The sequence below is a fragment of the Candidatus Kapaibacterium sp. genome, assembly GCA_023957315.1.
Classification (GTDB): Bacteria; Bacteroidota; Ignavibacteria; order Kapaibacteriales; family UBA2268; genus PGYU01.
The window spans coordinates 18,635-35,607 of record JAMLHE010000005.1 but is presented as its reverse complement, the minus strand read 5'-3'; the positions used below and the strand labels follow the sequence as shown (position 1 = coordinate 35,607).

Below are 16,973 nucleotides of genomic sequence, written 5' to 3'. Positions count from 1 at the left end.
CATGAAATACAAAAATATTCCCGATATGTTTTTTCAGACCGTTCGCTATCATTCTTCTGAGAAGACTGCTTTCTTGTACAAATCAGAGGGAGAGTATCAAGCATTAACTTATGGTGAACTTCAAGACAGAGTTGAAAAACTTGCTCTCGGATTGCTGGAATTAGGTTTCCACAAAGGTGACCGCATTGGCTTGATTTCGGAAAATCGAATTGAATGGATAATCGTATCTTTTGCAATCAATTTGATTGGTGCTATAGATGTGCCGCTTTTCCCGATTCTTTCCGCAAAGCAAGAAGAGGAAATCTTTACTGATTGCGGAGTTTCGGCTGTGATTGTGTCAAATCAATTTCAACTTTCGAAAATTTTGCAATTCAAAGACAATGTAGCCTCTCTTCGACATGTCATTGTGATGAATGATGATTATGATTCTAACGAATTATATGTAAAATCTATGAAGGAGTTGGAGGAACGCGGAGGCAAAATCAAAAGTGACGAAGCCAGACATGAGCATTTGTTGCAGAAAGCGACAGCTATTCAGTCCGACGATTTGCTTACATTGATTTATACGAGTGGAACAACGGGCAAACCAAAGGGCGTCATGCTCACTCACAAAAATATTTTATCAAACATTGAAGCAGTTTTGGAATCTATTGGCGATTTATCTCAAGATATTCAACTTTCATATTTGCCACTTTGCCATACTTACGAGCGCACGGGTGGGTTTTTGGCATTGTTTTCGTGCGGTTCACTGATTGCATTGGCTGAATCTGTCGAAACAGTCGCTACGAATATACAGGAAATCAAGCCGACAATGATGACAACTGTGCCCAAATTATTAGAAACTGTGAAGAAAAAGATTTTTCTTTCGATGGAAAAGGAATCAGGTTCTAAACGTTTTATATTCAAAAAAGCTATTGACATCGGCTATCGCAAAGTTTTGACTGACCAAGAAGGTAAAATCAATCCAATGTTAAATTTGAAATATAAAATTGTTGATAGATTAGTTTTCTCGAAAATTCGAGCTAAATTGGGCGGTCGTATGAACAAATTTATCTCAGGCGGTGCACCGATTAGCGAAGATGTAGAAATATTTTTTCATGCTTGTGGCATTCGCGTCGTCCAAGGATATGGATTGACAGAAGCATCACCAATAGTCGCAAACAATACTACGAAAGACAATGAAATCGGTACCGTAGGCAAGCCTCTCGACAATCTCGAACTGCGAATTGCCGACGACGGAGAAATCCTTGTTCGCGGACCATCAATAATGAAAGGCTATTGGAATGACCCGGTTGGCACTTCTCTTGCGATTGACAAAGAAGGGTGGCTCTACACAGGTGATATTGGTGAATTTACAATGAAAGGTAATTTGAAAATTACTGACCGCAAAAAGGACATTTTCGTTTCCTCAGGTGGCAAAAACATTGCTCCTCAGGCTATAGAAAATTTACTCTGCAGAAGCCGATTTATTGACCATTGCGTTCTGATTGGTGATAATCGTGAATTCATTTCAGCGTTAATTACTCCCAATTTTGACCAATTAAAGGATTTAGCGGTCGAATTTGGCATTGAATACAACAATCTAACTGAATTAATCGCAAATGAAAAAATCATAGCTCACATTAAGAAGGATATAGACTTTTACCAATCGGATTTGTCGAAGTATGAAAGAGTACGCAAATTTCAACTTCTTTCCGAGGCATTTACCGTTGATAGCGGTGAGTTAAGCCCTAAGATGAGCATTAAAAGACATGTTGTAGAGAGCAAATATTCATATCTTATAGACATGATGTACGAAAAATAGTAAAATCGTAGCATAATACACGTTCAAAACGCAATAAATGCAATTTTTTTGTTAATTTTGTATTCATAAAATTGTATTTATTTGTTATTGTTTGGAGAATAAAATGGCTGTCGTGTTAAACGGGTCAGGACTAACCATAGAGAAAATGGTTCAAATAGGTCGTTTCGGCGAAAAAGTCGAACTAAGAGAGCATTCCCTTGAATTGATAAAAAAATGTCGTGTTATGCTCGAAGATAAGGTCAAAAAAGGCGAAATCATGTACGGTGTAAATACCGGAATCGGCGAGTTTTCTGAGATTGTACTAAATGACGAGCAAATTAAAGAATTTCAAAAGTATTTGATTTATAATCATGCCGCCGGAATTGGCGACCCCACTCCAATCGAATATGTACGTGGAGCAATTGCAGGACGCGTAAACGTTCATGCTCACGGCAATTCAGGATGTCGCCCCGAAATCACTCTTACTTTGATTGACATGCTGAATAAAGGCGTAACGCCTGTTGTTTGCCAAAAGGGTTCCGTAGGTGCATGTGGCGATTTGGCGCCAATGTCCCAAATGGCTTTGTCGCTCATGGGCGAAGGGGAATCTTTCTACCAAGGCGAAAGAATGCCGACGTCTGTTGCATTTGAAAAAGCCGGAATCCCCGTCCCGGGATTACAAGCTCGTGACGGATTGGCTACGATTAATGGTTCAAATTTGTTGACAGCAATGTCTGCAATTCAATTATATGACTATAACCGCCTTATCAAACATGCTGAAATAGCTGCTGCAATGTCGCTTGAAGCATTATTGGCAAATATGAAGCCCTATGACGTTCGTCTGCATCAATTGCGAGGCTTTGTCGGTGCAGTTCGCTCAGCAAATGCAATCCGCAAATGCCTTGATGGAAGTGATTTGATGACCGGCAAGATGAAAACTAAAGTGCAAGATGCATATTCGATGCGTTCTACACCGCAAGTTCTCGGTTCGGTTCATGATGCTTGTCATTATGCTCGCCAACAAGTTGAAGTCGAACTTAATGGAGTTGGAGATAATCCTATTTTCTTACCTGAAGATAATATTACACTTACAGGTGCTAATTTCCAAGGGACACCCGTTTCATTGCCGATGGATATGGCAGGAGCGGCATTGACAATCGTATGTGTACTTTCAGAGCGACGTTTAAATCGTTTGCTCAATCCGGCACTGTCAGTCGGGCTTCCGGCATTTTTGACTAAGGGAGCGGGAATGTTCTCAGGAATGATGCTAAGTCAATACACTGCTGATATGTTAATCGTCGAGCAAAGAATATTGTCAAATCCTGCATCAATTCAATCAATTCCTGCTGCTGCAGACCAAGAAGATTTCGTTTCGATGGGCATGAATACTGCTATCAAAAATGGTCAAATACTCGATAATGCTTATGGTATTATTGGTATTGAACTTATGGCAGCTGCTCAAGCCTTAGACTTCAGAGAATTTACCAATGGCAGAGGTGTTACTCGCGCCCATGAAGTAATTCGCGAGCATGTTGATTTCCTCGATATTGACAGACCTTTGTTTAACGACCATAATGCTATGAAGGAACTTGTCAAATCAGGTAAAATCCTTGATGAAGTTGAAAAATTAGTAGGTAGTCTCGAAAATTAATTAATATATGAGTTTGAATTTAGAATTTGGGAGCTTTAGGCTCCCTTTTTTATTTATTAGATGAACTTTCAATGAAAAATTGGTCATGTATGATTTATTAAATTTTATTAATTTGCAAATTTGAGATATTTTTTCTAATTTTGTTATATGTATTCTTTTAAAAGTAAGGATTATAACAAAATCCGTGAATTTGAAATATTTTTTAAAATTTATGGAGATATGTTATGCGTCTTTTAATACTTTTATTCTTGCTATTATTGGTAGTAACTGCCACTAAAGCAGCAATTCGTACTGTAAGTAACAACCCTAATGTTCCTGCTCAATACGATAATTTACAAACTGCCATTAACGATTCCGACGTTGGTGATACAGTTTATGTAAGTTGGTCACTTACATCATATGGTCACATTTCTTTGCCTAAACGATTAGTTATCATAGGTGACGGCTACAACCAAGGACTTGCAGGTCGATCGGCAACTTTAGACGACCTTACACTTTCTCAAGTGGATGATGATAACAATTGCTCCGAAAGTGTTATACAAGGTTTGAGTATTAATAGACTGCTTATTGGTATTCCTACAACAGGTAAATCAATTGAAGATTTGTATATATTAAGAATTAGAATTAGAAATGCTACATATTTCTACTCTTTAGGTGGAGCTATTCATAAATTACACACAGATTGGTATTTCAAAGACTGTATATTCGAATCAACTGTCTTCTTTGCGAGCAACGCAGCTAATAGATTTGTAGGAGCTGAAGATATGATTTTTTCGAATTGTGCATTTTTGAATCAACTTCAATATATGGGTAATCCGGCGGCATTTATAAATAGTTTATTTTCTGATTTTTGGAAAAGTACCGATATGTTTATTGGGGTTGAAAATGCTCTTTTCACAAGTTGCATTTTTCTATCGCCGCCACGGGGATTAGAGAATTCAACATTTAACAATTGTTTGACATATTCTTCGGGCAACAACACGATTCCCTATGGAACTAATACCGGTGAGAACAACATCATTGATGAAAATCCATTGTTTGTAAGTCTTCCGGTGAAAACAGCAGGCGCATTTAATTTTGCAACACATAATCTAAATTTGCAATCCGGTTCCCCCGCGATTGGTTCAGGGCTGGATGGAGTGGATATGGGCGTTTACGGCGGTGAGAATCCAATTCCGGATTTTTCGGGAGAACCCTCAATACCTTTAATCACATCTATGACAATTTTAAATTCCGTAGTTGGTCAAGATGGTAGTTTGAGATTTAAAATCAACGCCAAAAACAACAAATAACGGAGCAATAATATGAGATTAATATTATATTGTTGCATATTCGTGACTTTGTCACTTGCGGCTTTATCGCAAGATTTACTCCAATATGAGTATTATTTTAATACAGACCCGGGAGTTGGTAATGGCACTGTCCGTAACATTACAGGTGATGACTCGGTCTTAGTTATTGATTCGGTAGATTTGACGAATTTGGAAGTCGGTTTTCATAGACTTTGCTTCAGATTTAAAGATGAAGATGGCACTTGGAGTAATTCAGTTTGTCGTATCTTTAATGTTAAAAGCCTCTTTGTACCGGAATCACCTCTTTTGACCGACGCCGAATATTATATAAACGAAGATCCGGGCATTAGAAATGCAATTGCTTTTGATATTGGTAGCGCAGAGCAAATTTTGCTTATTGATTCCGTTCCTTTTGCAGACATGGACTATAGCTTTCATCGACTTTGCTTTAGATTTAAGAATGAAGATGGAGCTTGGAGTAATTCAGTTTGTCGTTTATTTTATGTTAATCAATTATCAGGACTTGTCTCACCAATGCTTACAGACGCAGAATACTACTTCAATAACGACCCGGGCATAGGAAACGCTACAGCATTTGGGTTTGATGAGGAATTTGATATTGTAATTATTGACTCAATAGATTTATCAAGTCTTGAACAAGGTTTTCATTCATTTTGTTTCCGTTTCAAAAACGCTAATGATGTATGGACATCAACAACTTGTAGAAATTTCCTAATTGATGAATTTATTGTTGAAGAAGCAGATGTTGTGGCAGGGGAATTTTGGCTTGGTAGTGACCCGGGTATGGGTAACGCCGAACCTATTCGTTTTGTTGAGCCCGGTGTCCAAGCAATAATGTTTGACCAAGCCATGCTCGACGGATTAGAAGCAGGTGTTCATACGATTTATGCTCGAACTCGCAATAGTCAGGGTGTTTGGGGTGCGATTTTCTCCCAAGAATTCACTATCGATGCCCAAGGAGTGCCTGTTTTGGTCTATCCAGCTGATATGGCAACAGATGTGGAAATCATCCCCACAACTGACTGGAATGCTGTTCCAACGGCAACAAGCTATACAGTTGAAATTTCAACTGACTTTGTAGAATTTGAAGATAATATCGTATTCAGCGAAAGTGTTGCTTTTCTGACCGAATTGATTATCTCTGAAGGAGTTTTAGACACTAACAAAACATACTATTGGCGTGTCAATGCAACTGTCGGTGGGAATGCAACTGATTGGTCAGCTTATTATACATTTAAGACTAAAGACGACCTCGTGAAATTTGTAATACAACTCTCGCAAGGCTGGAATATGATTTCCTCCAATGTCGAATCCGATGTTTCATCATTGCCTTCGATAACGTCAGCAATTTCGGATAAACTTGTAATCATGAAGGACAATGTCGGAAATATTTACTTCCCACAATTTGAAATTGATTTAATTGAAAATTGGGATGTAACTCAAGGCTACCAAATCTTTATGAACGAAGCCGCAAATCTAAACATTTGGGGCAATGTAATTAATCCGACTCAAGAAGTGATTAGTTTAAATGCAGGTTGGAATATGGTAAGTTATTTGCGATATAGCAACATGGCACCACCAACAGCACTGAATTCCATGGTACAAGCCGGAGTTTTGGTCATCGTAAAAGATAATCTCGGCAACATCTATTACCCGGATTTCGAGATAGATACAATCGAGTTGATGAAACCCGGACAGGGCTATCAAATGTTTTTGCTCAATTCGTTCGATTTGACATACCCCGCAAATTAAATTTTTGATAAACCGGCTTTCGAGGCGGTTTTTTTATAATAAAATATATGTCTATACATACGTCTTAGAATATAAGTTTATTAATTTAGGATTTTGTTATGGAAAAAATTATTCATAGAGCCGAAGATAGAGGAATTGCGAATCATGGATGGCTCGAAGCTGCACACTCATTCAGTTTTGCAAGCTATCATGACCCAAGTAAAGTTAGATTTGGTTTACTCAGAGTTTTGAACGATGACATTGTTCATCCTGCGAAAGGTTTCGGCAGCCACCCGCACGATAATATGGAAATCATTACAATTCCATTGAAAGGTGCGTTAGCCCACAAAGATAGTATGGGCAATGCCTCAGTCATTCGCGAGAATGAGGTGCAAGTCATGAGTGCCGGAAGTGGAATTATGCACTCTGAATACAATCATAGCGAGGATGAAAAAATCAATTTGCTCCAGATTTGGATTTTCCCAAATCAGCGAGATGTAGAGCCACGTTATCAGCAAAAAGTATTTTCACCGGATGACAGAATAAATAAATTTCAAGAAATGGTGTCGCCAAATCCTGAAGGACCCGGTGTTTGGATATATCAAAACGCTTGGTTGAATCGTGTGACATTAACTCATAATAGTGAATTAACTTACAAAATGAACGATAATGCAAACGGTTTGTATATTTTCAATATCGAAGGCATAACTGTGATTGCTGATGAAACGCTGAAAAAACGCGATGCGATTGGGATTACGAACTTAGAAGAAGTTAAATTATTCTCTGAAAGCGGTTCAGAACTTTTACTCTTAGAAGTCCCAATGAGGCAATAGCAAAGCTAAATATATTACTAAAAATGGGGTTGGAGCAATCTTTGCATTGAACCAACCCCAAATTGTTTATGGATTGATATTCTTCAAAATTACACTATATTCACTTTTGTGATTATTTATGAGTTGTTTCAGTGCTTTAATGCTGATTTTCCCGATAACATAATTATTATGTCTTGATTTATATTCTTCAATAATCTCATCAAACAAGCTATTATTAAAATTGATTTGATTATATCTGAGATAAATTTCAATCAAATGGTCATCGGTATATTGAAAATCGGGTGCTTGGAAACGCTTTTTATACTCGTACTTATAATTGTAACTCAATGCAGATAAATCAGATAGCACTGCCGAAGCGGTAGGGAAGGAGCCGGCACCTTTGCCAACAAAAAAGTTCTTGTTCACGAAAGTATTTTCGGTCACAATTCCATTGAACACACCATCAACTTGGTACAATTCATTGCTCGAGTCCACAAATTCCGGAATAACCAAGGCTATGATTTTGTTACCTTTTAGTTTAATTGCATGTGCAACGAGTTTAATTTTCAAGCCTTTTTCGGTAGCATATTTTATATCGAATTCGTTTATTTGCGTAATCCCGATATTTATGATATTCGCCGGGTCAACAACAAGCCCAAAAGCATGAGCCATGATAATATGCAATTTATATTTTGCATCGAATCCCTCTACATCCATTGTCGGGTCAGATTCAGCATAACCTTGTGTTTGTGCAGCCGCAAGCGCTGTATTAAATGATATTTTATTCGAAATCATTTCAGTCAGAATGTAATTGGTTGTACCGTTTACAATTCCTTGAATTGATTTGAGCAAATCATTGTCATAATATTCTTCCAAATTCCTGAGAATAGGAATACTTCCGCAAACTGCAGCTTCATACAAAAGTGGAGTCTGTAGTTTGTTTTGCAGATTTATCAGCTCCTCGAAATTTTCCGAAATCATTTTTTTATTCGCACTTACAACAGCTTTTCCATTTTTAAGCGCTCCGACTACGATTTCCTTTGCAGCATCGGCATCGTCAATCAATTCGACTATCACGTTGATGTCAGGATTATTCAGCAAATCATTTTTATCAAAAGTGAAATACTCATTTCCCAAAGGTCTTGATTTTTCGGAATTTCTGCAACAAATCTTCACGATTTCAGCTTTGAAACCGGGCGTCTGTTGTAAAATGTCGTACAAGCCCTGCCCGACACAGCCGAATCCAAAAAGACCAATTTTTATTTCATTTCTTTCCATTTCTTCCTCTTTCCGATTTCATTTATAATTTGTTGAAAGCTTGTTCTAAGTCGTCAATCAAATCTTGACTATCTTCCAAACCAATTGACAATCGAAGCAAGCTATCCACCACACCTGATGCACGGCGACTCTCAACCGGAATTGATTTATGCGTCATAGTAGAAGGGCTGCAAACCAAGCTTTTCGTTCCGCCCAAACTTTCAGCGAGCTTGAATAATTTTGTCGAAGTAGCCAATTTCACAGCATTATCTTCAGTATCATTTTTCAACGAAAATGAAACCATTCCGCCAAAGTATTTTTGCTGTTCCTTTGCTATACCATGGTTTACGTGGCTCTCTAAGCCGGGGAAATAGACTTTATCAACTTCGGGTCTGCTTACTAAGAAATTAGCCACAGCAGCAGCACTATTTGAGTGTTCTTTCATACGTAGAGCTAATGTGGATATTCCGCGAATTACTAACCAACTGTCAAATGGCGATAAGATTCCACCGGTTGAATTTTGGATAAATTTGATTCTTTCGCCCAATTCATCGCTATTTGTGACGACCAATCCGGCAATCAAATCGCTGTGCCCGCCCAAATATTTTGTAGCGCTATGGATAATTATGTCCGCACCCAAGTCAATCGGCTTTTGGATTATCGGTGTCGCAAAAGTATTGTCAACACAAACCAAGCAACCGCGTGATTTTGCTAATTTTGTAATCGTAGCAATATCCGAAATTTTGAGCAAAGGATTGGTTGGGCTTTCGAGCCAAATTAGCTTAGTTTTATCGCTAATTTCGCGTTCAATGTTGCTTACATCGGTCGTATCAACAAATTTGATAGTAATTCCAAAATTGTTGTAAACTTGAGTGAACAATCTAAAGGCACCACCGTAAATATCATCAACAGCAAGCACTTCATCACCCGGTTTGAGTAACTTGGCTACAGCGTCAATAGCAGCTAAGCCGCTTGCGAAAGCGAAACCGTTTTTGCCGTTTTCGAGTTCGGATATCAACCTTTCCAAAATCGCCCGAGTTGGGTTATTGGTTCTGCTGTAATCAAAGCCCTTGTTTACACCCGGTTGCTCTTGGACGTAAGTCGAAGTTTGGTATATCGGCACGGAAATAGCTCCTGTGAGTGGGTCCACAGGGATTGAGTGAATTATTTTTGTTGATTCGTTCATAAAAAGTCTCCTATTATAAAAAGATAAAATTTATTTGCTGTTTTGCTTATCAATCAAGATTTTTAGCCAAAAGAGCAAAAAAATAAGCTCTTTTGACAAGTCAAAAGAGCTATAATAGGATTTTCTTATGTCTCTTTTCACTCATCTTTCCTTCTGACATGCAGAAGGCAGGAATTGGCACCTTGCTAAATGGATAGCAGGTTGCCAAGGTTTCATAGGGCCCTTTCCCTCAACCTTTCTTGATAAGTTATTTCCAAAGAACATTACAATGCAAAAGTAAAAAATAATTTTGATATGACAAAAAAAATTATTCGTCGTAGTTATCAATTTGTGCTCTTTGCAATCTATCGGAGAAGTCAACATAAACAGTTTTCCATTCCGTAAAGATGTCAAATACAGTCCAGCCGCCTTCGCGATGACCGTTGCCCGTGAATTTCACTCCGCCAAAGGGCATATGAGCTTCGGCGCCAATTGTTGGAGCATTGATATATGTGATTCCGGCTTCAATCTCTCTCATCGCCCTGAATGCTAAGTTTACATTCTTGGTATAAATCGAAGAAGATAGCCCGTAATCGCAATCGTTTTGCAATTCGACAGCGTGTTCGTAATTATCCGCTTTGCTGATAGATAGGATAGGACCGAAAATTTCTTCTTGGAATAGTCTCATTTTGCGGGTAACATCGGCAAATATCGTTGGTTTGAAGAATGAGCCTTTTGCCAAATCGCCGTCTGTAGCAGGTTCGCCGCCACAAACAAGTCTGCAGCCCTCTTCCAAACCAATCTTAGAGTAATTGACACAATTCTCGAGTGATTTGTTATGTATAACCGGACCGACATCAGTTTTAGGGTCTAAACCATCACCAAGTCTAAGTTTCTTGGCTCTATCTGCAATCATTTCAATAAACTTTTCATAAACACCTTGTTCGACGATTACACGCGATGTAGCTGTGCAACGTTGTCCCGTTGTACCGAATGCTCCCCAGAGCGCTCCGTCAACAGCAAGTTCGAGATTGGCGTCATCAAGCACGATTTGAGCATTTTTTCCGCCCATTTCGAGCGATACTTTTTTATTCATCCGACCGCAAATTTCGCCTATTTTAGTACCAATATCAGTAGAGCCGGTGAATCCGATTAAGTTCACATCGGGATGTTCTACAATCATATTGCCCATTGAGCCTTTGCCAAGCACAAGGTTGAACACGCCTTTGGGTAATCCGGCTTCTTCAAGGATTTCGGCAAAAACTACACCGGAATGTGGTGATTCTTTAGATGGTTTATATACTATAGTATTTCCGGCTGCAAGTCCGGGCAAAATTTTCCAAGATGGCACAGCCACAGGGAAATTCCAAGCAGTGATTATACCGCATACTCCGATTGGAGTTCTGAATGTCATATTTGTTTTGGCATCCATTTCCGAAGGTGCAGTGAAACCGAACATTCTCCGTGTTTCGGATGCTGCATAATAAGCAGTATCAATAGCTTCTTGGACGTCGCCTTCAGTTTCAAAAGTTGGCTTGCCCATTTCGCGAGTCATAATCCGACCCAATTCTTTCTTACGTGCGGTGAAAATGTCGCCAGCTTTTTTGATGATGTCGCCGCGTTTGGGAGCGGGCATATTTTTCCATAGCTTAAATGCTGCCTTTGCTGCTGCTACAGCATCATTGACGTCTTCTTGATTGCTGTCGGGGAAGTCACCGATGATATCTTCATGGTTTGCAGGGGAAATATTCGGGAAGTATTTGCCTGATTTAGGCTCTACCCATTCGCCATTAATGTAATTTTTAAATTTTTCCATAATTTTAACCTCTTATTAATATTAAATGCGAAATTTTTAATTTCACAACGATTTACTTTACAAATTTAAGGGAATTTCAGCGATTTAACATATAATTGTTGATTTTTTGGTAAATTTACAAGCAAAAAATTTTGTAAATTGAATTTTGTTTTGAATTGAAAAATAAGTGAAAGACTATGAATAAATCTCTAAAAGTTGCATTCCTTTGGCATCAACATCAGCCGTACTATAAGATTAACAATGAATTTATATTACCATGGGTCTTGTTACACGGTACAAAAGACTATTATGATTTGCCGGAAGTGCTGTATGAATTTCCAAATATAAAGCAAACCTTTAACTTTGCTCCATCGCTCAATTTGCAAATTGATGATTACGTCCGCTCCAAAGGGACTGACAAAATTCGCGTTTTGACTGCAAAAAATGCGAAAGAGTTGACTGAAGCTGATAAATCGGAAATTCTGAAGTACTTTTTCCATTCAAATTTCGAGAATATGATTAAACCAAATCCTCGATTTCACGAATTATATAATCATGTGAAATATGATTCAAATGCTGTTAATAATTTTCAAGAGAAGGATTGGCGCGATTTGCAGATGTGGTACAATCTTTCGTGGTTTGGGTACTATTCATCTCAGCATGGTATCATAAACAGACTTAGAATCAAAGGTCGAGATTTTACCGAAGATGAAAAGATTATGATGATTCAGGAGCAAAATTTCTTGTTAGCAAAAATCGTGAACCAATATAAGCGATTGCGAGATTTGAAGCAAATTGAAATTAGCTGTTCGCCAATGTTTCACCCGATTTTGCCATTGATTTGCGACAGCCGCTCAGCACTTGAGGCAAATCCTGACAATATGATGCCTGAACCAATTTATAATTTTCCGGAAGATGCTGATTTGCAGCTCGGTTCGGGGTTCGATTATTTCACATCAATTTTCGGCGAAAAACCACGTGGGATTTGGCCCTCCGAAGGCTCCGTTTCAAATGAAGTACTCAATCTTATGATTGACCACAACATTAGCTGGTTCGCAAGTGATGAACTCGTACTATTGCATTCAGTCGGAGAAACTTATAATCCGCTCGAAAAATATTTCCCACGCAAATTTAAAGGTGAAAATGGGGACATAACCGGTTTTTATCGTGATAATCATCTTTCCGATAAAATTGGTTTCCTCTATTCAACGTGGAATGCATCCGATGCAGCGAAAGATTTTGTAAATTCTTTGCTCAAGATTCGCGATAAAATCATCAGACAATATGGCGAATCGGCACTCGATAATGCCGTCGTTTCGGTGATTCTCGATGGTGAGAACTGTTGGGAATTTTACAAGGACAACGGAATTCCTTTTTTGCGAGAACTTTTCTTGCGATTGGACAAATCTGATAAATTGCAAACGGTTACTTTTAGCGAAGTAGTAAACCAAAGCAATGCAAAAGATTTTTTCCCACCACTTACATCAATTAGAGCCGGTTCGTGGATTAATGCCAATTTCAATATTTGGATTGGGCACGAAGATGACATCAAAGCTTGGAATGTACTGTCTAATGCAAGGGCAACTTTTGAAAATTTACGCCACACCTTGGATAGTGAACTTGAGAGAGAAATTTTGAATGAAATTATGATTGCTGAAGGCTCGGATTGGTTCTGGTGGTATGGTCCGGAGCACCACACTGAAAATAAGGCAGAGTTTGATTTGCTCTTTAGGCATCATGTTTCGCGAATTTACGAATTGCTCAAATTGGAAATTCCGGATGAGCTAAATGTGCCGATTGCAAACCATTTCTTAGAGTCGGGCGTTAAGAAGCCAAAGGAGGAAATTACGCCGGATTTGAATCTTTCGCCGATTTCCGAATCTTGGCGCTCGGGCGGTAATATTGATTTAAATACCGACAACTCTTCGATGCACAAGTCGGGAAGCGTAATTGAATCTTTCAAATATGCTTATGATGAAAATCAATTATATTTGGGAATAAAATTATCCGAAAATGTCACCGATTTTGCATTAAAAATTATTTTTGAAAATCATGTAGAAATTAAATATACGAGATTAAATAAATTATCAAAAATTGAATTAGAAAATATTAGCGAAGTAAATATTTATAACAATAATAATTTTGTTAATTTTGCTCTGCAAATTGATAAAATAATTCAAAATAATAAATTATCCTACTTAAAATTAATTATCGAATCAGCGGGGGAGACTATTCAAATTCCGACGGACGGATTTATGGAAATATAATGAATATTATTTAAAATATTTTTTGACAACTTTGAAAACAATACTTGTATCAAATCCTAAATAAATAAGGTGATTTGCAAGTGACGATTTTTGTTTTTCGGGGATTTTATTCCTGATTGATTTCATTTTCTTTTCGGCTGCTTTTTCGGCAAATTCGATAATATTTTCCTGTGGATAAAATTTATTTATTGCCTCGTCTGCCATTTGTGCATTAACGCCTTTTACCATCAATTCAGATTTCATTCGCCTAATTCCGATCGATTTCCGTGCTAAAGTACTGTTGATAAAAGTGATAGCAAATTTCATATCATCAATCAAGCCAAATTCGTCCAAAAAAGCCAACAAGCTTTCATGAAAGGCTGCATCATGTTGTTTTGTGCGCATGTACTGCCGCATTTGCTTTCGTGTGCGGGGCTTCATTGCAGCATAGCGGTAACATTGTTGTTTGGCGGTAAGAAGTTTTTGAGCATTGATTAATTGCTCGATTTCTGCAGCTTCCAGCTCCAAATCTTTCCTCAATCCGCTGTTGACCACAATATCCAAATGCACTTCGATTTTGTCACGATTTTCGTAAAATTCGATTACACAGAGATTACTTCTCTGATTTTTCTGCTTAACGCTCCTTATTTTTGCTCTTTCCATAAAGTCTAAAATAACAAAAAATGCCGAAAACTAAACAGTTCTCGGCATTTAATTCATAATAAAATTATTTTACAATAGGAATCTTGCTCAGCAAAATCAAATTTTTCGGGTCGGTGTAATCATATTGAAATAAGCCGTCTTCGCCAATCATCAGCAATGAAGAGCCGAGCGGAATCACATCGAATGTTTTGATGTCGCTTTGCCAATCCAACAATTTGATTTCTGCAGGATTTGCCACATCGTAAACTTTCAAACCCGCGGGTCCATCACACAAGAAGAGTATATTATTGTCCAAGCCCAATCCGGCAGGCTCTTGCATAGGATAAGTCTTAATCAATTTTGGGTTGGTCAAATCGCTAATGTCGAGCACGTCTAATTGATTCAGATTGCCGACGCAACGCGTGCCTGTGCGAAGAGTTACATAAGCGTATTTGTCATTGGCAACCACAGGGTCGCAACCGCGTGCATGACTAAATTGACCCAATTGCTTTGGATGAGCAGCATCTGACACGTCATAGATGAACATTCCGGTTGTAGAGCCGATGAAAAGCTTGTCCCTGAATGGAAATATTGTCTCGATTTCCCACCCAATACTCACTTTTGACCAAACTTTTGGGTCGCGTGGAGTCGAAATATCGAATAATTGCAAGGAAGTCATATCGACCGAGTACAAATATTTATCATAAATGGTAAATCTTGCCATCGAGCCACCCTTGCCTGTTTGGCTCGGGTTTCCTTTGCTGTTGTCCATGCTTATATCGCCGTTTCCAAATTCTCTATTACCCACCGGATAGTCGTGATTTAAAGGTCCCTTGCCGCAATCTTCATAATAATATTTGTAAACAGTGTCCTTCAGAACATACTCGACCACCATGCCTTCCTTAGTTTCAGCACCACCCCAGAGCCCATCGGTGAGCATAGGGAAGATGCCCTCAATTCTCTTGACTACGGTAGGCGAGGAAGGGTTGCTGATGTCGAGAGCCACCAAATCTATGTAGCTATTCGCAAATAAGATATTGTTGCGAACAGCCATATCGCCATTGCCGGGAATCTCGATGAATGAAAGGTTTTTGGGCATACGTGGGTTAGTGTTGTCAATCACATGAATCCCTTCGTTACGTTCGTTGACAAGTATATACTTACCGTAAAAGTAGATTTTGCCCGGATTTTTCAATGCACGAGCGGTTCCTGCTTTTACACCGTTGCGGATTTCATCTAAGTTCTTGTAAACAGGAACCCAGATTTGCGTTGGATATTCCACTACTTCCGTAGTGCAACAACTGCCAATGAAGGCGATTGTCAAAATCGAGAATACTACTGATGCTAAGGCTCTCATGTTCATCACCCTGTATATTTACTGAAACATCGTCAAATTTCTTATTTAGAATCCAACATTTTCATTACTCAAACTTATCGAAAATCACGAAGCAAAGCAACAAAAATTTCAGGAAATTTCCATCTCCTAAACATATGACACATGAAAGTCCAAAAAGGAACAAAAAAAATTAAAAATTTTTTGATTTTAAAATAAAACATGCCGAATCTCCTTGATGCTGGCGATTCAACTCTGAGGCTTGATGTCGGAAATTGCGGATTTCTTCGCGTGTAAAGATAGATTTGGAACGATTTACAGCATAAGATTTTTCGTCCTTTAAGGGGATGCCTTGCAGGTATTGCTCACTACCCCAAAATTGAATATCGGTGGAATCGTAGGTGACATCGGTGATTGTCAGATTTGCACTTTCAGCCATAATTTGCATACTTCGCACCGAGTGCAGATATAAGTGGCGGGGAGCGTCCAACTGAACCCAATCAGTGCCGTATTTTGTCCATGCGTAAGATGGCATGACCGGAATTCGGATAAGGGCATGAGCGCCTGGTTTGAGCAGCCGCTGAATATCTTTGAGCGTTTCGAGTGGTTCCGGAACATGCTCGAAGGAGTGGTGCATCATAATCAAATCAAATTGCTTATCCAACTCGATTGTGTACTTTTTGTGAATTGCCAAGCCCTTACCGTAGTGTATGTCCGCCGCGATAAAGGGGTCTGCACCGGTTAAATGCCTGAATCCTGCATTTTGCATATTCAAGAGCAACTGCCCCGAGCCACAGCCGACCTCAAGAATCTCCGATTCATAGTCAACGCCGGTTTTATTGAACCACCAAGCTTCGAAAGGTTCGCCGTATATCATTTTGAGCAAAGCACCAAGCAAATTCGGGCGTTTGAGTAGATGGTCGGCAAGTCTCCTCTTGAAAAACAGCTTGAACTTGCTCTGATTTTGGATGTTTGAATATGCGTAATAATCATTTGCGGGATAGTATTTGTTTAGGTTTTCGGGAATCGTCGCTATCTGGAGGCATCCGCAGTTACCACATTCGATATACTCAAATTCGTCACGCATCCCGAACATCATCTCCTTAGCGACATGAATCCGATTATTTTCCACATTGCCACAAATTCTACATTCACTCATTTTTTCTCCTTATTCATAGCTACAAAAATAGGACTATTTCCGCTAAGTACAAAAAATGGTGGGATTGATGTATGTAGTCTAAAACT

At 38.7% G+C, this 16,973-nt stretch carries 12 protein-coding genes and 1 riboswitch; of the genes, 6 read left to right on the top strand and 6 right to left on the bottom strand.

The window, feature by feature from the left end:
• Position 1 precedes the first annotated feature (1 nt).
• The 5 genes from M9949_06695 to M9949_06675 all read left to right on the top strand — a co-directional run bounded on the left by M9949_06695 (position 2) and on the right by M9949_06675 (position 7,311).
• Positions 2-1,804, top strand: coding sequence for a long-chain fatty acid--CoA ligase (locus tag M9949_06695; GenBank protein MCO5251095.1), 1,803 nt, complete (start codon positions 2-4; stop codon positions 1,802-1,804).
• Positions 1,805-1,907: 103 nt separating this feature from the next.
• On the top strand, positions 1,908-3,434 hold the full coding sequence (locus M9949_06690; GenBank protein ID MCO5251094.1) for an aromatic amino acid ammonia-lyase: 1,527 nt from the start codon (positions 1,908-1,910) through the stop codon (positions 3,432-3,434).
• 224 nt (positions 3,435-3,658) lie between these two features.
• Positions 3,659-4,726: a hypothetical protein gene (locus M9949_06685; GenBank protein MCO5251093.1), complete on the top strand. Its 1,068-nt coding sequence runs from the start codon at positions 3,659-3,661 to the stop codon at positions 4,724-4,726.
• A gap of 12 nt (positions 4,727-4,738) precedes the next feature.
• Positions 4,739-6,499 carry a hypothetical protein gene (locus tag M9949_06680; GenBank protein ID MCO5251092.1) on the top strand — a complete coding sequence of 587 codons (1,761 nt, stop codon included), beginning with the start codon at positions 4,739-4,741 and terminating at the stop codon, positions 6,497-6,499.
• A gap of 98 nt (positions 6,500-6,597) precedes the next feature.
• Positions 6,598-7,311, top strand: coding sequence for a pirin family protein (locus M9949_06675; GenBank protein MCO5251091.1), 714 nt, complete (start codon positions 6,598-6,600; stop codon positions 7,309-7,311).
• A gap of 66 nt (positions 7,312-7,377) precedes the next feature.
• Here M9949_06675 and M9949_06670 read toward each other — a convergent pair whose 3' ends face one another.
• The 3 genes from M9949_06670 to M9949_06660 form a co-directional block, all read right to left on the bottom strand.
• Positions 7,378-8,568: a homoserine dehydrogenase gene (locus M9949_06670; protein ID MCO5251090.1), complete on the bottom strand. Its 1,191-nt coding sequence runs from the start codon at positions 8,566-8,568 to the stop codon at positions 7,378-7,380.
• Between the two features lie 22 nt (positions 8,569-8,590).
• Positions 8,591-9,733, bottom strand: a complete 1,143-nt coding sequence (locus tag M9949_06665) for a PLP-dependent aspartate aminotransferase family protein (protein ID MCO5251089.1) — start codon at positions 9,731-9,733, stop codon at positions 8,591-8,593.
• A gap of 138 nt (positions 9,734-9,871) precedes the next feature.
• Positions 9,872-9,982: riboswitch (SAM riboswitch) on the bottom strand.
• Positions 9,983-10,040: 58 nt separating this feature from the next.
• The gene (locus M9949_06660; protein ID MCO5251088.1) at positions 10,041-11,528 is read right to left on the bottom strand and encodes an aldehyde dehydrogenase family protein; all 1,488 of its coding nucleotides are present in this window, start codon (positions 11,526-11,528) and stop codon (positions 10,041-10,043) included.
• A 176-nt stretch (positions 11,529-11,704) separates the two neighbouring features.
• On the opposite strand from M9949_06660, the gene M9949_06655 reads away from it, so the two are divergent.
• A complete protein-coding gene (locus M9949_06655) occupies positions 11,705-13,774 on the top strand; it encodes a glycoside hydrolase family 57 protein (protein MCO5251087.1) in 2,070 nt (689 codons plus the stop codon).
• A 6-nt stretch (positions 13,775-13,780) separates the two neighbouring features.
• On the opposite strand, the gene M9949_06650 is transcribed toward M9949_06655, so the two are convergent.
• The 3 genes from M9949_06650 to M9949_06640 all read right to left on the bottom strand — a co-directional run bounded on the left by M9949_06650 (position 13,781) and on the right by M9949_06640 (position 16,887).
• Positions 13,781-14,416: a RecX family transcriptional regulator gene (locus tag M9949_06650; GenBank protein ID MCO5251086.1), complete on the bottom strand. Its 636-nt coding sequence runs from the start codon at positions 14,414-14,416 to the stop codon at positions 13,781-13,783.
• A gap of 64 nt (positions 14,417-14,480) precedes the next feature.
• Entirely contained in the window at positions 14,481-15,752 is a 1,272-nt protein-coding gene (locus M9949_06645; protein MCO5251085.1) for a hypothetical protein, read from the bottom strand.
• A 169-nt stretch (positions 15,753-15,921) separates the two neighbouring features.
• Positions 15,922-16,887, bottom strand: coding sequence for a class I SAM-dependent methyltransferase (locus M9949_06640; GenBank protein MCO5251084.1), 966 nt, complete (start codon positions 16,885-16,887; stop codon positions 15,922-15,924).
• Positions 16,888-16,973: the final 86 nt, after the last annotated feature.